This is a genomic window from Phaeovulum vinaykumarii (assembly GCF_900156695.1).
In the GTDB taxonomy this organism is placed as follows: Bacteria; Pseudomonadota; Alphaproteobacteria; order Rhodobacterales; family Rhodobacteraceae; genus Bieblia_A; species Bieblia_A vinaykumarii.
The window spans coordinates 62,160-81,268 of record NZ_FTOM01000001.1 but is presented as its reverse complement, the minus strand read 5'-3'; the positions used below and the strand labels follow the sequence as shown (position 1 = coordinate 81,268).

The window sequence follows — 19,109 nt, the reverse complement described above, 5'->3', positions numbered from 1 at the left end:
AGCCGCGCGCGGGCAGGGCAGGGCGGCCCCCTTTTCCTGTCGGCGTGACGGTCTATGTGATAGCCTGACACGAACGGTCGGAAAGGGGCGCATCATGGCGGGAGCACGCAGGAAACTGGCCGAGGTCGATCCGGTCTGGCAGCGCATCTGCGAGGAGGCCGAAGCGGCCGTGCGCGACGAACCGCTTCTGGGCTCGCTCATCCATGCGGGGCTGCTGCACCATCCCAATTTCGAGCGTGCGCTGGCCTATCGCTTCTCGCTCAAGCTGGCCTCGGGCGAGATGAGCGAGCAGATCCTGCGCGAGATCGCCGACGAGGCCTATGGTGCGGATGCCGATCTGGGCCGGGCGGCGCGGGCCGATCTGGTGGCGGTGCACGACCGCGACCCGGCCTGCCACCGCTTCATCCAGCCGATCCTGTTCTTCAAGGGCTATCAGGCGTTGCAGAGCTATCGCATTGCGCATTGGCTCTGGGGGCAGGGGCGGCGTGACATGGCCTATTTCGTGCAGATGCGCACCTCCGAGATGTTCGGCGTGGACATCCATCCGGCCGCGCGCATCGGGCGCGGGGTGATGATCGACCACGCCCATTCGATCGTGATCGGGGAAACCGCCGTAGTCGGGGACAACGTGTCGATGCTGCATTCGGTCACCCTGGGCGGGACCGGCAAGGACGAGGAAGACCGCCACCCCAAGATCGGCGACGGCGTGCTGATCGGGGCTGGGGCCAAGGTGCTGGGCAACATCCATGTGGGCGCCAATTCGCGCATCGCCGCCGGCTCGGTCGTGCTGGCCGATGTGCCCTGCTGCAAGACCGTGGCGGGGGTTCCGGCGCGGATCGTGGGCACGGCGGGGTGCGATTGCCCGTCGGTGGCGATGGACCAGCTTCTGCACGAGGACAAGTGAGCCCGTCGCGCGGGCGCTGATCCGGCGGGGGGCAAGAAGGGCGGCAGCGGGCCGCCCTTTTTCATGGGTGTCAGCCGCGGGCGGCCCCGCCGCGACGCTTGCGGCTGGGACGGGCCTCGCCGCCGCCATTGCCCGCGTTCGCCGCGCTGCGGGCGGGTTTCGCCGCCTTGGGTTTGGCGGGTTTCTGGCCGGACGGGGTGGCGGCCTTGGCCGGGCGCGGCCCGCCGCCCGAGCGCGCCTGCTGCGCGTTGCGCCGGCTCTGACGCAGCGCGGCCGTGGCGGCGGCGGCAACCTCGGCCGAGGGCGCTTCGCCGCCGATGACGGGAATGCGCGATTTCATCGCCGCTTCAATGGCGCGCAGATCGACCACCTCGGCGGGCGCGCAGAAGGCGACGGCCCGGCCCGACCGGCCCGCCCGCGCGGTGCGGCCGATGCGGTGGACATAGTTTTCGGGCACGTTCGGCAGGTCGTAGTTGTAGACATGTTCGACCAGCGGAATGTCGAGCCCGCGCGCGGCCACGTCGGTCGCCACGAGCACCTTGACCTCGCCGTCGCGGAAGGCGGCAAGCGCGCGCTCGCGCTGGCCTTGCGACTTGTTCCCGTGGATCGAGGCCACCGAAAAGCCCCAGCGATCCAGCAGCTTGCCCAGCTTGTCCGCACCGTGCTTGGTGCGCCCGAAGACCACGGCCTTTTCGTCGGTATGGGCCGAGAGATATTCGGCCAGCAGCGCCGCCTTGTCGCCCTGGCTGACGAAATGGACGCCCTGGTCGATGCGCTCGGCGGCGCGGCCGGGGGGCGCGACCTCGACCCGGACCGGATCGGTCAGATATTCGGCGCAGAGGTCGTTCATCAGCTTGGGCATGGTGGCCGAGAACATCAGCGTCTGCCGGTCCTCCTGGGGCAGGGCGCGGGCAATGCGGCGGAGCGCGTGAATGAAGCCGATGTCGAGCATCTGGTCGGCCTCGTCGAGCACCAGATAGCCGGTCTGCGACAGGTCGATCGCGCGGCGGTCCATCAGGTCGATCAGCCGGCCGGGGGTGGCGATCAGCACATCGACGCCGCGTTGCAGGCGCTGCGCCTGCACGTTGATCGAGGCGCCGCCGACGACGCGGAAGACCCGCACGGGCGCGCCTTCGGCATAGGCGTTGAGGCTCTCCGAGATCTGGTTGGCCAGTTCGCGCGTGGGGGCCAGCACCAGCGCGCGGATCTGGCGGGCTTCGGGGCGGCGGTTCTGCGCGATGATGCGCGTCAGCATCGGCAGGCCGAAGGCGGCGGTCTTGCCGGTGCCGGTCTGCGCCAGCCCCAGAAGGTCGCGGCCGGCCACGACGGACGGAATGGCGTGGGCCTGGATCGGGGTCGGGCTGGTCATGCCCAGACGGCGAAGGTTTTCCAGAAGGATCGGCGCGAGGCCGAGGTTTTCAAAATCTTTCAAGGGTTTGTCTTTCATGGCGCGCGGGGTGCGCGCGAAACGGGGCGCCAGGCGGGGCCTGGCGGACGGGGCGGGTGCAGGCCCGGCGGCCCGCTGCCCCCCCGCGTGAAGATGGAGGCGGTCCCCGCGCCAGGCCCTTGGGGGGCCTTGCGTCTCACGCGGACGCGGCGTCTTGGGGTGGAAGCGCAATGCGGGGGAATGCCGCACAAGTCAAGTCTTATCGCGCGCAGGGGGGCCGCAGACCCGCGCGTGTGACCTGGATGCCGGGGGCGCTGGAGGCTTGGGAGGGCTGGGGGCTTGGGGGCCTCAGGGGGCGGGGCCTCAGGGGGCGGCGGTGTCCATCCAGATGGTTATGGGGCCGTCATTGACCAGATGCACCGCCATGTCGGCGCCGAATTCGCCGCGCGCGACCGGCACGCCCTGCGCCGCCAGCGCCTCGGCGAAATGTTCATAGAGCCGTTCGCCGTCGGCCGGGGCGGCGGCGCTTGAGAAGCCGGGGCGATTGCCGCGCCGGGTGTCGGCGGCCAGGGTGAACTGGCTGACCACCAGCGCCGCGCCGCCGATGTCGCGCACCGAAAGGTTCATCTTGTCCTGATCGTCGCGGAAGATCCGCATCTTGGCGATGCGCCCGGCCAGGCGGTCGGCTTCGGTCTCGGTGTCGCCTTGCATGGCGCAGATCAGGATCAGGAGCCCCGGACCGATGGCGCCGGTCGTGCGGGATCCGACGTCGACGCGCGCCTCGGTGACGCGCTGGATCACTGCTCTCATGTCATGTCTCCGTTTTCAGAGTTCGTGGGCCCAGGGGGGATTGGCGCCGGCGCGCGACACGGTGATGGCCGCGGCGCGTGTGCCCAGATCGAGGGCGGCGGTCAGGACCGGGGCGGGCAGGTCGCGCAGCGCGGGCCGCCTCAGCGCCCCGGCGCGCCAGAGCGCCGCCAGGACGCCGGCGTTGAACGTGTCGCCCGCGCCAACCGTGTCGTGCAGGCGCGCGGGCCGGGCGGGCATGACGACATGCCCCCGTGCGGTGAACCCCTGCGCACCCTGCGCCCCTTCGGTCACCAGGACCAGCGCCGGGCCGCGCGTCAGGATCGCCTGCGCGCGCGCGGCAATTTCGCCGGGGCCTTCCAGCCAGTCGAGATCCTCGTTCGACAGTTTCACGATATCGGCGGCGGCGATCATGCGTGCCAGCCGCGCGCGATAGGCCGCCGCGTCGCGGATGAAACCGGGCCGGATGTTGGGGTCGAGCATGATCACGTGTCGGCCCGCCGCCGCGTGGCAGAGGCTTTCATAGGCCGCGCCGCAGGGCTCGACCGCAAGCGAGATCCCCCCGAAGAAGAGGGCCTGCACGTCGGTGGGTGGCGCGGGCATGTCCGCCGGTGTCAGCATGCGCCCGGCGGTGTTCTCGTCATAGAAGGCATAGCGCGCCTGTCCGTCCGTCAGGGTGACGAAGGCCAATGTGGTGGGCCGGTCCGAGCGGATCGCGAGCCCCGCATCGACCTGTGCGGCGTGCAGCGCGGCCTCGATCCGGGTGCCGAAGAGATCGCGCGAGATCCCCGATACGAACCCCGCCGGCACCCCGAGCCGGCCCAGAGCGATGGCGGTGTTGAAGACGGCCCCGCCCACATGTGGCGCGAAGGCCTGCCCCGTGGGCGTGTCCACCGCCAGCATGTCGATCAGCGCCTCGCCACATGACAGGATCATCACGCCTTCCCCCCGTTACCAAACCGGCCCCCCGCCGCAGGTCCATCGTTCAGCTAACGACAGAGCGGGGCGGCTGGCAAGGCGGTGGCCGGGTGTTCAGGGCTTCTTGGCGTGGATCAACGCCGCCGAGATGTCCCCGCTGCGCCGTTCGAATTGCGCCAGAAGCGCGGTTTCCGAGCCGCGTTCGGCCGCGATCAGCTCGAGCGCATCGAGAAGCGGCAGCACGGTATATTCCAGAGGTCGGGCATCGTCTTCGGGCGTTTCCCAGATCATGCCGGGATTGCGAGGCGGGCACATCAGCAACCCGCCATGCTGGGTGACGACCACTTCGGCGCGGTCGAAATGCAGCACGATAAACCGCGCCTGGGCCGAGGGGGGGACGCGATGAATGCCGGCTTCGCCGTCAAGGGCCGCGGCCGGGACAACGACGAAGGGGTCGCCGAAGAGGGCCTCGGCCACGTCGCTTTCCACCATGACCCCCTGTTCGGGTGCGAGCAGGGTTTCTACGTTGTCGCCGACGGTGCCGGCGGGCACCAGAAGCGGCCAGAGTGTCGGTGGTAGCGGCGCGCGCGGCTTGCAATAGCCGACGCGTTCGACCGAGCTGACCTTCTGGAACCCGTTGTCAAAGGTCAGGATCGCATCGCCCGGCGCGATGCTGGCCGCCGGGCGCGGGCCGTCCGGGGTCAGCAGGGGGATATTGTAGCCGATCCCGAAGGCGGGCGTGCAGGCTGGGTCCGGATCGAGCAGATCGTCGGTCTCGGCGGGGTCGGGCGTCAGCGCGGCACTGGCCGACAGGAGGTTCATCAATGCACGCATGTTTTTTTGCCCGAGCCGTCCCGCGGCCCGCTTCCCCTTGTCTGATCATTATCCGTGGCGCGCGGTCCTGCCGCTGCGGCTGGCACTCGAACAATTCAAGACTACGGCGCGAGGCTGAACAAACCGTAAAGTTCAGCACCGGCAAGGGGGGCTTGCACGTGGCGCAGGGCTGGCGCAAAAGAAACCCGTGGCCCCGTAGCTCAACTGGATAGAGCAAGCGCCTTCTAAGCGCTAGGTTCCGGGTTCAAGTCCTGGCGGGGTCGCCATTCCTGCGATGTTTCGTGCCGCGTCGGCGATCTTTACGCGCCGGATCCGTGCCGAAGCCCCCCCCCTGACATCACATTGATTTTACTGGGGTTGCCGGGGGATCGGGCGCGGGCCGGGTCGGGCGCGGGGCGCGGGCGTCGGCTCCAAGATGTATACATTCGCATACCACGCTTCCCTTGGGCGTGGAAACCCGCTAGAAGAGGGCAGCCGAGTCACCCCAGCAACGAGGGCAGCATGACCAAGATCAAGGTTGAGAACCCCGTCGTCGAGCTCGACGGCGACGAGATGACGCGGATCATCTGGGACTTCATCAAGAAGAAGCTGATCCTGCCCTATCTCGACATCGACCTGAAATATTACGATCTCGGGATCGAGGAGCGCGACCGCACCGAGGACCAGATCACCGTCGACGCCGCTCTGGCGATCAAGGAATACGGCGTGGGCGTCAAATGCGCCACGATCACCCCCGACGAGGCCCGAGTCGAGGAATTCGGCCTCAAGAAGATGTGGCGCTCGCCCAACGGGACGATCCGCAACATCCTGGGCGGCGTGATCTTCCGCCAGCCGATCATCTGCAAGAACGTGCCGCGCCTGGTGCCGGGCTGGACCCAGCCGATCGTCGTCGGCCGTCATGCCTTCGGCGACCAGTATCGCGCGACCGACTTCCGCTTCCCCGGCAAGGGCAAGCTGACGATGAAATTCGTCGGCGAGGACGGCACCGTGATCGAGCACGAGATCTTCGACGCGCCCGCCGCCGGTGTGGCCATGGGGATGTATAACCTCGACCAGTCGATCATCGACTTCGCCCGCGCCTCGATGAATTACGGTCTTCGCCTGGGCTGGCCGGTCTATCTGTCGACCAAGAACACCATCCTCAAGGCCTATGACGGCCGCTTCAAGGATCTGTTCCAGAAGGTCTACGAGGAAGAGTTCGAGGAGAAGTTCAAGAAGGCCGGTATCCATTACGAGCACCGCCTGATCGACGACATGGTGGCCTCGGCGCTGAAATGGTCGGGCGGCTATGTCTGGGCCTGCAAGAACTATGACGGCGACGTGCAGTCGGATACCGTGGCGCAGGGCTTCGGCTCGCTGGGGCTGATGACCTCGGTGCTGATGACGCCCGATGGCAAGACCGTCGAGGCCGAGGCCGCGCATGGCACGGTGACCCGCCACTATCGCCAGCATCAGGCCGGCAAGGAGACCTCGACCAACTCGATCGCGTCGATCTACGCCTGGACCGGCGGTCTGAAGCATCGCGCCACGCTGGATGGCAACACCGCGCTGATGGATTTTGCCACGACGCTGGAGCGGGTGACCGTGCAGGCGGTGGAAGACGGCTTCATGACCAAGGATCTGGCGCTGCTGGTCGGCCCCGATCAGAAATGGCTGACCACGATGGGCTTCCTCGAGAAGGTCGACGAATACCTGAACAAGGCCCTGAACTGAGGCCGAAGGGCCAGGGGCGGTCCCGCGGGGCCGCCCTTTCCGGGCATCCGGCGAGGAGAGCGCCGGCGCGCCGCGCGGAGGGAGAGCCGCGCGGCGTATCTTTTTGCGCGTGAGGCGAGAGGACGGGCGTTCAGCGCCGGTGCGTGGCGGATCGGGGCGTTCAGTCGCGGTGGGCCGGGCCGAGGCGCGGCGAGCCGTCCCCGGCGCTGCGGGCCGAGAAGGGATGCAGACGCGTGGTGGCCTTGACCGCGGAAGGTGCCGGGCTGGAAACGGCGGGCGCCGGCGCTTCGGCGGCGGTTTCCGCAAGCGGGGCGGGGGTGTCGCTACGGGCTTCCGCGGCTTCGGGCTGGGCCGCGGCGGCGCTGCGGGGCCGGGCAAAGACCAGCATCGCGTGAAAGACGGTCGTGCGCCGGGTCAGGCCGCTGCGTTCGTCGCAGGGCAGCGTGTCGGCGCGCAGATAATGCCAGCCCTCGGCGGCCATCTCGTTCATCAGGCTTTCCAGCGCATGGGCAAAGCGCCCGGCGCCGGTGCGCACGCCGCGCGCGCGTTCGCCCTGCCGGGGCGCGGGGATCACGCGATATTCCATCCGGGGGTCGTGCTGCATTCTCTGGGCTTCCCTCTTTTCGGTCTGAATAGCGCGCCGGCACCGTCAGGGGAATGGGGCGCGGCGGCGATGGGCTAGAACCCGCCCTGCTGCTGGATCTGCGTCCACCAGTAGACCCCGCCCGCCAGCGCCGCGCCCGCCAGCACCGCCAGCGCGATCTTGAGCGCCGACCAGGGCCGTTCGCCGCGCACGCGCCCGTTCTGGGCATTGACCACGAAGCGGTAGGATTTGCCGCGGTAGCGATAGGCCGCGGTCCAGACCGGCAGCAGGACATGCTTGCAGGTCTCGTCGCGGTGGGTCGTGTCGATGGCCGAGATGCGCTGCTCGTCACCGCCGATGGCGCGCCGCACGTCCGAGCGGATGACGCGGGCCATCTGATCGCGCGCCTCGGCATGTCCGTCCTGCGGGCCGATCGTATAGGCCTCGGCGCTGAAGCCGGCCAGATATTCGGGCTGGAACGGCACCAGCGCCGACAGATCCCAGGGCTGGAGGGCGGCGGTATGCGCGCGCGGCAGCGAGGTGGTGGCCAGCACCAGCACATCGTCGAAGTCCCGCGCGACCTGCCCCGAGGCCGGGCTCCAGCGGATCTTGCGTTCGCGGATCTGGCGGCGGGCGGGCTTGCCGCCGACCGTGGTCATCACCGTGCGCGTGACGTAATAGGCGTCCCCCCGCATCCCCGAATAGCGCGAGCGGGTGCGCGCGTCGAAGGTCCAGAAGGGGGTGTAGACGCCGGTCATCCGCCGCCCCTTGCGGGCATAATCGACCAGCCCCGAGGGCGCGAACCACAGCCGCCCCAGCCAGCGGGTGACGGCCTCGCGTGCCTCGGCCTCGCTCAGCACGAAGGGCGCCAGGCCCTGCGGCTTGATCTGGCGCTGGGCGCCGGTGCCGGTGACGAAGGGCGTGGCGCAGAAGGGGCAGGTGCTGGCGTGCTCGGGGCCGGTGATCTCGATCTGGGCGCCGCAATTGGGGCAGGACAGCAGGCGCAGATCGTCGGTGATTTCGGCGGCGGGGGCGCGGTCCAGAACTTCGGCCAGCGGCAATTCCCGCAGATCGGCGGTGCCGCGCCCGATCGCGGGCGGGATTTCCTGTTCATGGCCGCAATAGCTGCATTCCAGATGGTCCTGACCCGGTGCAAAGGTCAGATCCGCCCCGCAGGCGTCGCAGGGGAAATGCCGCTCGGGCGCGGCGGGTGCGGGGGTGGTCATGGTCTAGCCCTGCGTGCCTCCGGGGGGCGGCGGGGGCGGGGGCGGCATCTGCGGGGCAAAGAGGCCGGCCAGCGTCGGCACCGTGCCGGCCGCGGCCCAGCCGGGCAGGCCCGCGCTCCAGACCAGCGTGGTGGGGTCCAGCGCGCCATGCGCCACCATCTGCGCCAGTTCCGTGCGCAGGAAGGGGCCGGTCGTGGCGCCGTTGCGCGCGATATGCCAAGCCGGTTCGGGCGGCGGCGGGGGCGGCGGTGCCGTCACGGGCTGGGCGCCGGGATGTGCGGCAGCTGCGGGCTGCGGGGCCATGCCCCAGGGGCCGGGCTGCATCATCTGCCCGCCCATCTGTGCCCCCATCGCCATGCCGAGCCCGGCGCCAAGGGCCGTTCCCATCGCCCCGCCACCGTCGCCCTGGGCCAGCGCTTCGGCGGCGGCGAACTGGGTGTAGCGGTTGAGATCGCCCACGATCCCCATCGAGCTGCGCTTGTCCATCGCGGCCTCGACCGCGGGGGGCAGCGAGATGTTCTCGATGTAGAATTCCGGCAGGCTCAGCCCGTAGGCGGCGACGACAGGCTCGATCGCGCGCAGGATGTGGCGGCTGAGATCGGCGGTATTGGCCGCCATGTCGAGCACCGCGATCCCCGATCCCGCGATCACCTGCGCGAAGGCCTGCACGATCACGTTGCGGATCTGGAAGCTGATCTCGTCGGCGGTGAATTCGCCGTCGGTGCCGACGATTTCGGTCATGAAGCGGCCGGGGTCGGTGATGCGCATGGAATAGGTGCCGAAGGCGCGCAGGCGCACCGGGCCGAATTCGGGGTCGCGCAGCATGATCGGGTTGCGGGTGCCCCATTTCAGATCGTTGAAGCGGACCGTCGAGAGGAAATAGATCTCGGATTTGAAGGGGCTCTGGAAGCCGTGGTCCCAATGCTGGAGCGTGGTCAGCACCGGCATGTTGTTGGTCTCGAGTTCGTAGAGGCCGGGCGGGAAGATGTCGGCCAGCTGGCCCTCGTGGACGAAGACCGCCGTCTGGCCCTCGCGCACGGTAAGCTTGGCGCCGTATTTGATGGCATGGCCTTCGCGCTCGAAGCGCCAGACCATCGTGTCGCGGGTGTCATCGGTCCAGTGAATGACGTCGATGAACTCGCCGGTGAGGAAATCCAGAATGCCCATGGGGTGACCTGCGGCAGGAACGGGGATGCGGGCAGGTTCCTATGAAGGGGCGGCCCCGTCAACCGTGTCACCGCCAACCGTTTCACCGCCAGCGGTTTTGTCTGCGGTTGCTTCGGTGGGGCGGAACGACGGCAGGAGGGGGCGCGCGTTCACGGGGGCATCGAGCCCCCGCGAACGCGGCGTCCCCGCCCCCCTCGATGGGGGGCGGGGACGCTCCCCCGCGCGCGCTCAGAGCAGGCCGCCCGCTCAGACCGTGTCGAGATAAAGCTCGGTCTGCTCGGCCTCGGACAATTCGGCCATGTAATGCAGCTCCTGACGTTTGGTCATCAGGAAGTTCTCGATCAGTTCGGCCGGAAAGATCCCCGGCATCCGCGGGCAATTGGCAAAGGTCTCGATCGCCTCGGCCCAGGTGCCGGGCAATTGCTCGAGGTTTTGCGAATAGGCATTGCCGGTGAAGGGCGCGGGAGGATCCTCGGCCGCCTCGAGCCCCTGGAGCGCTGCCCCCAGGATCGCGGCGATCATCAGATAGGGGTTCACGTCCCCCCCCGCGACCCGGTGCTCGATCCGCCGCGCCGCAGGCCCCGAGGCCGGGATGCGGATCGCGGCGGTGCGGTTCTCGTGCGCCCAGCCGATGCCCGTGGGCGCATGGGCATCAGGCACCAGCCGGTCAAAGCTGTTCTGATGCGGCGCAAAGACCAGCGTCGAGCCCCTGAGCGCCGCCAGACACCCCGCCACGGCATGGCCCAGCCGTTCCCGGCCATCGGGCCGGCGCTCGTCGAAGATGTTCTGCCCGGCGCGATCCAGGATCGAGAAATGCGTGTGCATGCCGTTGCCCGACCAGGCCTCGTAGGGTTTGGCCATGAACGAGGCGGCAAAGCCGTGCCGCCGCGCCAGCCCCTTGACCAGCATCTTGAACAGCCAAGTGTCATCGGCGGCCTTGAGCGCGTCGGACTGGTGCAGAAGGTTGATCTCGAACTGGCCCGGCCCGGCTTCCGAGATCGCGGTGTCGGCGGGGATGTCCATTTCCTCGCAGGCGTCATAGAGCGCGGTGAAGAAGCGGTCGAAGGCGTCGAGCGCGCGCAGCGACAGCACCTCGCCGCCCGTGCGCCGCTTGCCCGAGCGCGGCGAGGGCGGCACCCGCAGCGTCTTGCCGGAATCGTCGATCAGGAAGAATTCGAGCTCGGTCGCCACCACCGGCGTCAGCCCGGCCTCGCCAAAGCGCATCAGCACCCGCGCCAGCGCCTGTCGCGGATCGCCCAGATAGGGCCGGCCGTCCATGTGGAACATCCAGATCGGCAGAAGCGCGGTCGGCGCCTCGAGCCAGGGCATCGGCATGAAGCCGCGCTCGGTCGGGATCAACAGGCCGTCGGGGTCGCCGGTCTCGAAGACCAGCGGGCTGTTCTCGATATCCTCGCCCCAGATGTCGAGGTTCATCACCGAATAGGGAAAGCGCGTCCCCTCACGGATGATCTTGTCGGCAAAGCGCGCCGGGATGCGCTTGCCGCGGGCGACGCCGTTCAGGTCGGCCGCCGCCACGCGGATCGTGCGCACCTCGGGGTGCTCTCTGAGCCAGTCCATGTCTCACCTGATGATCTGCGGCCTGATCCGCAGCCGGGGACGCCGTGCCCCCGGCAGATGGCGGTTCAGGCGCCGGTTGACCCATCCGAACAGCGCGATGACGGCCAGCGTCAACACCACGAAATACCCCGCCACGATCGGATAGGAAATGAACGGGTTGAAGGTCTTTTCCGCGAAATACGAGGCGTAATAGAGCGCATCGCCCTTCTGGCGATAGGCCGGAAAGCCGGAAAAGAACACCAGCGTCGTGGCGTGGAACAGGAAGATGGCCTCGTTGGTATAGGCCGGCCAGGCCAGCCGCAGCATGGTCGGCCACAAGATGCGGCGGAACCGCGACCAGCCGGTGATGCCATAGGCCTTGGCGGCCTCGATATCGCCGCGCGGCACGCTCATCAGCGCGCCGTGAAAGATCTCGGCCGAATAGGCCGAGGTGTTGAGAAACAGAACGATCAGCGCCCCCGCCCAGGCCCGCGTCAGCCACGAGGTCTCGAGCGTCAGCCCCCAGAACTCGATGCCCGAGCGCGGCAGCAGCACCAGCGCCTCGTAGGCCAGGAAGAACTGGATGAAGAGCGGCGAGCCGCGGAAGACGAAGATGAACAGCTCGGCCGGGCGGCGCAGCCAGGGCGACCGCGCGGCCTTGGCCATGGCCAGCGCATTGGCAAAGAAGAACCCCGCCGCCAGCGCCAGCACCCCGAAATAGATGTTCCACAGCATGCCCGATCCGATCAGCGTCACCTGCTCGCACAAGGTGATGTCGGTCTTGGGCAGGATGCGTTCGCCGATCCCCAGCGCGCGCAGGCCGTAGTCGTGGACGGTCTCCAGACAGCTGCTCATGCGCCCGCCGCCTTCCTGCGGGCCTCGCCGCCCAGCGTCGCCTGTCCGCGCGCAAGGCTGGCCGTCATCCGCGAAATCAGCACCTCGGAGAGCTTGGTCATGCCCAGATAGAACAGCAGCAGCGCCAGGAAATACCACACCCGCCAGTCGGGGTGGGGGAAGGAATAGGCCGAGGTCTTGGCCGAGCCCAGTTCGCGCGCCCAGTAGACGATGTCCTCGACCCCGAGCAGGAACAGAAGCGGCGTGGCCTTGATCAGGATCATCCACAGATTGCCCAGACCGGGCAGCGCATAGGTCCACATCTGCGGGATCAGGATGCGCCGGGTGATCTGGCGCTGGGTCATGCCATAGGCCTCGGCGGTCTCGAGCTGGGCGCGCGGGACCGCGTTCATGGCCCCGGCCAGCACGTTGGCGGCAAAGGCGCCGAAGACCACGGCAAAGGCCGCGACCGCCAGCGCAAAGCCATAGGCCTCGTGCCAGATCTGCGGCGTGCTCGACAGCGGCAGCTTGGCCGCGGGGCAGACCACGAAATCGGCGCCGCGGCGGACGGGCTCGGTCCAGTCGGGGCATTTGATGCGGTGGCGCAGATATTCAAGCCCCTGATCGAGCGCGATCGGCACGAAGAGAAAGAAGACGATGTCGGGCACGCCGCGCACCATCGCCGTGTAGGTCTTGCCGATGATGCGCAGCGGCAGCAGGCGCGCCCGGCTGGCCAAAGCCCCCAGAAAGCCCAAGGCCAGGGCCAGCGGCGCCGTGATCGCCAGAAGCGCCAGCACCGTCCCGAAGGAGGCATAGAACATCATGTGCTTGCCGGTGCTCAGGTAGCAGCCCAGCCAGGCCAGCCCCTCGAGCGTGGCGGGATCGGCGCAGGTGCCAGCCGTCATCGGCCCGCCTCGGTGGTGACGTCGGGGGCGGTGATGCCGGGGGCGGGGGCCATGCGGAACCGGGCCATCGGGGCGGGCGACGCCATCGGGATGGATGGGGCGGGGCTGGGACGTGTCATCTGCGCTTCCTCGGGGCGCGCCGGCCCCGTCATGGCCCATGGGCCTGACAGCGAGGCAGGCGGGGCGGCGGCGGGGCAGGCGGGGGCGGCACGGGGCCGCCCGGTTGCCGTTCCCCGCGCGGTGCGCCGGGAACGGCCGGGTCGGGTCTCAGTAGGTGGCGGTGCCTTCGCCGAACCACTTGACCAGCATGGCGTTGATCGTGCCGTCGGCCTTCATCTCGGTGATGACCGCGTCGATCTTGGCGCGCAGTTCGGTGTCGGATTTGCGCATGCCCATGCCGACGCCGCCGCCCAGGGCGATATCCTCGCCGACCCACATGAATTCGCCGTTCGATTCGTCGACGAAGGGGGCCAGCGCGTCCTTGTCGGCAAAGGCCGCGTCGGCCTCGCCGTTCTTGACCGCGGCCACGGTGTCGTCGAGCGTGGCAAACTCGGCCAGGGTCGCGCCCGACTGGGCCACGTATTCGGCCTGGATGGTGCCGGTCTGCGCCGAGACCACGCCCGACAGATCGGCGTCTTCGGTGACAGACATATAGGCGCTTGCCGCCGGCGGGATGTAGTTCTGGGTGAAGTCGATCGTCTGCTTGCGCTCGTCGGTGATGCTCATCCCGGCGATGATCGCGTCATAATTGCCCGACACCAGGTTCGGGATGATCGTATCCCAGTCGTTGACGACCCATTCACAGGTCAGCCCGGCGCGCTTGCAGATCTCGTCGCCCAGCTCGCGCTCGTAGCCGTCGACCTCGCCGGCGTCGTTGATGAAGTTGTAGGGAGGATAGGCGCCCTCGGTGCCCAGACGCACCACGTCGCCTGCCTGCGCCCAGCCCGCGACGGACAGGGCCAGAGCCGTGGTCAGGATCAGCTTCTTCATTCGATTGCTCCCGGTTGATTTGCTTCTTGGTTTCAGGCGGCCACGGTGGCCGACAAAAAGCCGCGCAGCCGTTCGGTGCGCGGATCGCCGAAGACCTGCTCGGGCGGGCCTTGTTCCTCGATCCGGCCCTGATGCAGGAAGACGACATGGTCCGAGACATCCGCCGCCAGGCGCATGTCATGGGTGACAAGGATCATGGTGCGGTGCTCGGCGGCCAGATCCTTGATGACCTTGACCACCTCCTGTTGCAATTCGGGATCGAGCGCGGAGGTCGGCTCGTCGAGCAGGAGCGCGCGCGGCTCCATGCACAGCGCGCGGGCGATGGCGGCGCGCTGCTGCTGGCCGCCCGACAGCTCGGCCGGCCAGGCCTCGGCCTTGGCGCCGATGCCGACCTTGTCGAGCAGCGCGCGGGCGCGGGCCTCGACCTCGGCGGCGGGCTGGCCCAGCACGGTGACCGGGGCTTCCATGACATTTTGCAAGATGGTCATGTGCGACCAGAGGTTGAATTGCTGGAACACCATCGACAGGTTGGTGCGCAGCCGCCGGACCTGCGCGCGGTCGGCGGGCTGGCGCGCGATGCCCTGGCCGCGCCAGGCGACGGGCTCGCCTTCGAAGAGGATCTCGCCCGACTGGCTGTCCTCAAGCAGGTTGGCGCAGCGCAGGATGGTGGATTTGCCCGACCCCGACGAGCCGATCAGGCTGACCACCTGCCCGCGCAAGGCCCGGATCGACACCCCCCGCAGCACCTCGAGCGACCCGAAGCTCTTGTGGAGATCGGTGATTTCGATGACGGGCGGTTCCGTTTGCATGGCTTCGGGGAATGTCCCGGTGTCGGCGCGCGTCTGGGGGGCGGTATGGGTCAAGGCAAGGCTCGGATTCTGGGCTCGGATTGTGGGCTCGGATCGTGGAAACCGGTCGGCATTGGGCGCGATTTTCGGGGCGAATGCAACGGGGTCGTGATGCCGCGGCGGGGAAAAGCGCGCCCGGCCGGGCAGATGCCTGCCCGAGAGGCAGCCGTGGCGGGGCGGCATGCGCGGTGCAGTTGCGCGCGGGGAGGCGCGGCTATCCTTCCGCGAGGCGCCGGGCCACGCGCTGGCGCGCCAGCCCGGAGTCGCGGTCCGACACCCCCAGAAGCGGGGCCGCCAGCCGGATCAGCGCATCCTCGTCGGCCGAACGCGCGCCATCGGCCAGCGCGATCTCCCACAGCGCCTCGATCACCTGCGTGCGGTCCTCGTAGGCGATGCGGTCCTTGAGCGCGCGGGTGAAGCGCACGGTGTCGGGCGCTTCGGCCTCGACGCCCTCGGCGGTTTCGCGCAAGGCCCGCGCATCCTCGGCCGACAGGCCCTGGCGGCGGGCCAGAAGGCGCTCGATCCGGGTCTTCTCGCTGTCGTCATAAAAGCCGTCGGCGCGCGCGACGCGCACCAGAAGGGCGGCCAGCGCCACCTCGGCGTCGGGGCGGGCAAGGCCCGTGGTGTCGGTCGGGCCGAGAATGAGGTCGAGAAGATGTCCGAACATGGGGCGCAAGTTAGGCCCGCGGCGGGGATGTGAAAAGGGAAAAAGCCCGTGAGCGGGTCGGCGTGTGGCGGCCGGGACGCCGAAGGGGGCGGCCGGGCGCGGGGCCATCGAGACCCCGCGCCCGGCGGGCCCGCGGGTGCGGGCCCCGGCGCCTTGGACAGGGCGGGGCGTCGTGCGGGAGGCGGGGCGCCCCGATATGCCCCCCCCCCTCGATGCGTCCCGATGCGTCCCTGATCGGCGTCGCGCCGCGGGGGGTCAGCCCTCGAGCTCGATCAGCAGATCCTTGGCGTCGATCTGCTGGCCCGGCTGGACATGGAGCGCGCGCACGGTGGCCTTGCGTTCGGCGTGGATGCCGGTTTCCATCTTCATTGCTTCGATGGTCAGCAGCAGATCGCCCGGATTGACCTTGGCCCCCGCGCTCACCGCGACCGAGGCCACCACCCCCGGCATCGGTGCGCCGACGTGATCGGGGTTGCCGGCGTCCGCCTTGGGCCGCGCGGCCGTCGCGGCCTTGACCGCGCGGTCGGGCACGCGGATCACCCGCGGCTGGCCGTTCAGCTCGAAGAACACCTTGGCCTCGCCGTCCTCGCCGGTCTCGCCGACGGCCTGGAGACGGATCTCGAGCGTCTTGCCAGGGTCGATCTCGGCGGCGATTTCCTCGCCCGGTTCCATCCCGTAGAGATAGGTGCGCGTGGGCAGGGTGCGCACCGGGCCATAGCTGCGGTGGCGCCCCATGTAATCAAGGAACACCTTGGGATACATGAGATAACCGGCCAGATCCTCGTCGTCGACGCGGAAGCCCTCGAGCTCGTCCGAGAGCTTGGCGCGCATCGCCTCGAGATCGACCTCGGGCAGATTGGCGCCGGGACGCTCGGTCCCGGGGGCCTCGTCCTTGAGCACCTTGCGCACGATCGGCTCGGGCCACCCGCCCGGCGGCTGGCCCAGATTGCCGCGCAGCATGTCCACGACCGACTCCGGGAAGGCGACCTCGACCGCGGGGTCGAGCACCTGTTCGGGGCTGAGCCCCTGTGCCACCATCATCAGCGCCATGTCGCCCACCACCTTGGACGAGGGCGTCACCTTGACGATATCGCCGAACAGGCGGTTGGCATCGGCATAGGCGCGGGCGACCTCGTGCCAGCGCTCCTCGAGCCCCAGCGCGCGGGCCTGCGCCTTGAGGTTGGTGAACTGGCCGCCGGGCATCTCGTGGAGATAGACCTCGGAGGCCGGCGCCTCGAGGCCGCTCTCGAAGGCGCGATACTGGCTGCGCACGGCCTCCCAATAGTTCGACATCCGCCGGATCGCGTCGATGTCGAGACCGGTGTCGCGGCTGGTGTGGCGCAGCGCCTCGACGATTGAGCCGAGGCAGGGCTGCGAGGTGCCGCCCGAAAACGCATCCATCGCCGCATCGACCGCATCCACCCCCGCATCGGCCGCCGCCAGCACCGTGGCGCCCGCGATCCCCGAAGTGTCATGGGTGTGGAAGTGGATCGGCAGGCCCACTTCCGCCTTGAGCGCCGAGATCAGCACCCGCGCCGAGGCCGGCTTGAGCAGGCCCGCCATATCCTTGAGGCCCAGCACATGGGCGCCCGCGGCCTCGAGGTCGCGCGCCATGCCGATGTAGTATTTCAGGTCATACTTGGCGCGGTCGGGGTCGAGGATGTCGCCGGTGTAGCAGATCGTCCCCTCGCAGAGCTTGCCGGATTCGATCACCGCATCCATGGCCACGCGCATGTTCTCGACCCAGTTGAGGCTGTCGAACACGCGGAACACGTCGACCCCGGTCCGGGCCGCCTGATGCACGAAGAAGCGCACCACATTGTCGGGGTAATTGGTATAGCCCACCCCGTTCGAGGCGCGCAGCAGCATCTGCGTCATCACGTTGGGCAGGCGGGCGCGGATGTCGCGCAGCCGCTGCCAGGGGCATTCCTGCAAGAAGCGATAGGCCACGTCGAAGGTGGCCCCGCCCCAGCATTCCACCGAGAACAGGTCGGGCAGGTCGGCGGCATAGGCGGGGGTGGCGTGGATCATGTCGATCGAGCGCATCCGCGTGGCCAGAAGCGACTGGTGCCCGTCGCGCATCGTCGTGTCGGTGATCAGCAGTTTCTGCTGCGCCTTCATCCAGGCGGCGACGGCCTCGGGGCCCTTCGTATCCAGCAGGTTGCGCGTGCCCATCCGCAAGTCGCGCCGGGCGGGCTGCGGCGGGCGGGGCGGGCGCGCCTCGGCCGGGGGACGGGGTCGGCCGGCGGTCTCGGGGTGGCCGTTGACGGTGATGTCGGCGATATAGGTCAGGATCTTGGTCGCCCGGTCGCGCCGCTTCTTGAAGTGGAACAGCCCCGGCGTCGTGTCGATGAACTTCGTCGTGTAGCTCATGTCCAGGAAGGTCGGATGCTTGAGCAGGTTGATCACGAAGTCGATGTTGGTCGACACCCCGCGGATGCGGAATTCGCGCAGGGCGCGGTCCATGCGGGTGATGGCCTGATCGGGGGTCTGGGCCCAGGCGGTGACCTTGACCAGAAGCGAATCGTAATAGCGGGTGATGACGCCGCCGGCATAGGCGGTGCCGCCGTCAAGCCGGATGCCCATGCCGGTGGCGCTGCGATAGGCGGTCAGGCGGCCGTAATCGGGGATGAAGTTGTTCTGCGGATCCTCGGTTGTCACCCGGCATTGCAGCGCATGCCCCGACAGCGTGACGCCGTCCTGCGCGGCGACGCCGGTCGCCTGGGCCAGGGTGGCGCCCTCGGCGATGCGGATCTGGGCCTGCACGATGTCGATGCCGGTCACCTCCTCGGTGACGGTATGTTCGACCTGAACGCGCGGGTTGACCTCGATGAAGTAGAAATGCCCCGTGTCCATGTCCATCAGGAACTCGACCGTGCCGGCGTTCTGATAGCCGACCGCGCGGCCGATCCGAAGCGCCAGATCGCAGACCTCGGCGCGCTGGTCGTCCGTCAGATAGGGGGCGGGGGCGCGTTCGACGACCTTCTGGTTGCGGCGCTGGACGGTGCAGTCGCGCTCGAAGAGGTGATAGAGCCCGCCGTGGCTGTCGCCCAGAAGCTGCACCTCGACATGGCGGGCGCGGGTGATCATCTTCTCGAGATAGCCCTCGCCGTTGCCGAAGGCGGCCTCGGCCTCGCGCCGGCCCTCGCGGACCTTCTCGACCAGCTCGTCGGGGCCCAGGATGGGGCGCATGCCGCGCCCGCCGCCGCCCCAGCTGGCCTTGAGCATCAGCGGATAGCCGATCTCGGCGGCCTCGCGCTTGATGGCGTCGAAATCATCGCCCAGCACCTCGGTGGCGGGGATGACCGGCACCCCGGCCTTGATGGCGACCTTGCGCGCGCTGGCCTTGTCGCCCAGGGCGCGCATGGTCTCGGCACGCGGGCCGATGAAGGTCAGCCCGGCATTTGTACAGGCCTCGACGAATTCGGGGTTCTCGGACAGCAGGCCATAGCCGGGGTGGATGGCGTCCGCGCCCGATTCCCTGGCCACGCGGATGATCTCGGGGATCGAGAGATAGGCCGCGACCGGGCCCAGCCCCTCGCCGATGCGATAGGCCTCGTCGGCCTTGAAGCGGTGCAGCCCCAGCTTGTCTTCCTCGGCATAGACCGCGACGGTCTTCTTGCCCAGTTCGTTGGCAGCACGCATCACGCGGATGGCGATCTCGCCGCGGTTGGCCACAAGGATCTTCTTGAACATGCCTGCCCCCTGTCATTTCCGCGCCGAAGGATAGGGGGCCGCGCGGCAGGTGCAAGGGCTATTGCGGCACCCC

17 protein-coding genes and 1 tRNA gene are annotated in these 19,109 nt (G+C 68.8%); 3 read left to right on the top strand and 15 right to left on the bottom strand.

The window, feature by feature from the left end:
- Positions 1–94 precede the first annotated feature (94 nt).
- A complete protein-coding gene (cysE, locus tag BW949_RS00420; RefSeq protein ID WP_076363654.1) occupies positions 95–904 on the top strand; it encodes a serine O-acetyltransferase in 810 nt (269 codons plus the stop codon).
- Positions 905–974: 70 nt separating this feature from the next.
- On the opposite strand, the gene BW949_RS00415 is transcribed toward cysE, so the two are convergent.
- The 4 genes from BW949_RS00415 to BW949_RS00400 form a co-directional block, all read right to left on the bottom strand.
- Complete coding sequence (locus BW949_RS00415; RefSeq protein ID WP_076362964.1) at positions 975–2,336, bottom strand: DEAD/DEAH box helicase; 1,362 nt, start codon at positions 2,334–2,336, stop codon at positions 975–977.
- Positions 2,337–2,654: 318 nt separating this feature from the next.
- Positions 2,655–3,101: a D-aminoacyl-tRNA deacylase gene (gene dtd, locus BW949_RS00410; RefSeq protein ID WP_076362963.1), complete on the bottom strand. Its 447-nt coding sequence runs from the start codon at positions 3,099–3,101 to the stop codon at positions 2,655–2,657.
- Positions 3,102–3,116: 15 nt separating this feature from the next.
- Positions 3,117–4,034: a carbohydrate kinase family protein gene (locus BW949_RS00405; RefSeq protein ID WP_076362962.1), complete on the bottom strand. Its 918-nt coding sequence runs from the start codon at positions 4,032–4,034 to the stop codon at positions 3,117–3,119.
- A gap of 96 nt (positions 4,035–4,130) precedes the next feature.
- Positions 4,131–4,838, bottom strand: coding sequence for a Hint domain-containing protein (locus tag BW949_RS00400; protein WP_076362961.1), 708 nt, complete (start codon positions 4,836–4,838; stop codon positions 4,131–4,133).
- Between the two features lie 201 nt (positions 4,839–5,039).
- Here BW949_RS00400 and BW949_RS00395 point away from each other — a divergent pair.
- Together BW949_RS00395 and BW949_RS00390 are read left to right on the top strand one after the other, a co-directional pair.
- Positions 5,040–5,116 (top strand) — tRNA-Arg (locus tag BW949_RS00395).
- Positions 5,117–5,351: 235 nt separating this feature from the next.
- Positions 5,352–6,563, top strand: coding sequence for an NADP-dependent isocitrate dehydrogenase (locus BW949_RS00390; protein ID WP_076362960.1), 1,212 nt, complete (start codon positions 5,352–5,354; stop codon positions 6,561–6,563).
- A gap of 160 nt (positions 6,564–6,723) precedes the next feature.
- On the opposite strand, the gene BW949_RS00385 is transcribed toward BW949_RS00390, so the two are convergent.
- The 11 genes from BW949_RS00385 to BW949_RS00340 all read right to left on the bottom strand — a co-directional run bounded on the left by BW949_RS00385 (position 6,724) and on the right by BW949_RS00340 (position 19,036).
- The gene (locus BW949_RS00385) at positions 6,724–7,167 is read right to left on the bottom strand and encodes a hypothetical protein (protein WP_076362959.1); all 444 of its coding nucleotides are present in this window, start codon (positions 7,165–7,167) and stop codon (positions 6,724–6,726) included.
- Between the two features lie 74 nt (positions 7,168–7,241).
- On the bottom strand, positions 7,242–8,372 hold the full coding sequence (locus BW949_RS00380) for a TFIIB-type zinc ribbon-containing protein (protein WP_076362958.1): 1,131 nt from the start codon (positions 8,370–8,372) through the stop codon (positions 7,242–7,244).
- A 3-nt stretch (positions 8,373–8,375) separates the two neighbouring features.
- Positions 8,376–9,539 carry an SPFH domain-containing protein gene (locus BW949_RS00375; protein ID WP_076362957.1) on the bottom strand — a complete coding sequence of 388 codons (1,164 nt, stop codon included), beginning with the start codon at positions 9,537–9,539 and terminating at the stop codon, positions 8,376–8,378.
- Between the two features lie 246 nt (positions 9,540–9,785).
- A complete protein-coding gene (locus BW949_RS00370) occupies positions 9,786–11,117 on the bottom strand; it encodes a glutamine synthetase family protein (RefSeq protein WP_076362956.1) in 1,332 nt (443 codons plus the stop codon).
- Between the two features lie 3 nt (positions 11,118–11,120).
- Positions 11,121–11,951: an ABC transporter permease gene (locus tag BW949_RS00365; RefSeq protein ID WP_076362955.1), complete on the bottom strand. Its 831-nt coding sequence runs from the start codon at positions 11,949–11,951 to the stop codon at positions 11,121–11,123.
- Positions 11,948–12,835, bottom strand: coding sequence for an ABC transporter permease subunit (locus tag BW949_RS00360; RefSeq protein ID WP_076362954.1), 888 nt, complete (start codon positions 12,833–12,835; stop codon positions 11,948–11,950). The genes BW949_RS00365 and BW949_RS00360 overlap by 4 nt, the downstream gene beginning before the upstream one ends.
- Positions 12,832–12,954, bottom strand: coding sequence for a hypothetical protein (locus tag BW949_RS17525; RefSeq protein WP_268875780.1), 123 nt, complete (start codon positions 12,952–12,954; stop codon positions 12,832–12,834). Before BW949_RS17525 ends, BW949_RS00360 begins: the two co-directional genes overlap by 4 nt.
- A gap of 148 nt (positions 12,955–13,102) precedes the next feature.
- Positions 13,103–13,825 (bottom strand): transporter substrate-binding domain-containing protein, encoded by a 723-nt coding sequence (locus BW949_RS00355; RefSeq protein ID WP_076362953.1) that lies wholly within the window; start codon positions 13,823–13,825, stop codon positions 13,103–13,105.
- 32 nt (positions 13,826–13,857) lie between these two features.
- The gene (locus tag BW949_RS00350) at positions 13,858–14,634 is read right to left on the bottom strand and encodes an ABC transporter ATP-binding protein (protein ID WP_076363653.1); all 777 of its coding nucleotides are present in this window, start codon (positions 14,632–14,634) and stop codon (positions 13,858–13,860) included.
- A gap of 253 nt (positions 14,635–14,887) precedes the next feature.
- Positions 14,888–15,340: a tellurite resistance TerB family protein gene (locus BW949_RS00345; RefSeq protein ID WP_076362952.1), complete on the bottom strand. Its 453-nt coding sequence runs from the start codon at positions 15,338–15,340 to the stop codon at positions 14,888–14,890.
- Between the two features lie 255 nt (positions 15,341–15,595).
- Positions 15,596–19,036 carry a pyruvate carboxylase gene (locus BW949_RS00340; RefSeq protein WP_076362951.1) on the bottom strand — a complete coding sequence of 1,147 codons (3,441 nt, stop codon included), beginning with the start codon at positions 19,034–19,036 and terminating at the stop codon, positions 15,596–15,598.
- Positions 19,037–19,109 lie beyond the last annotated feature (73 nt).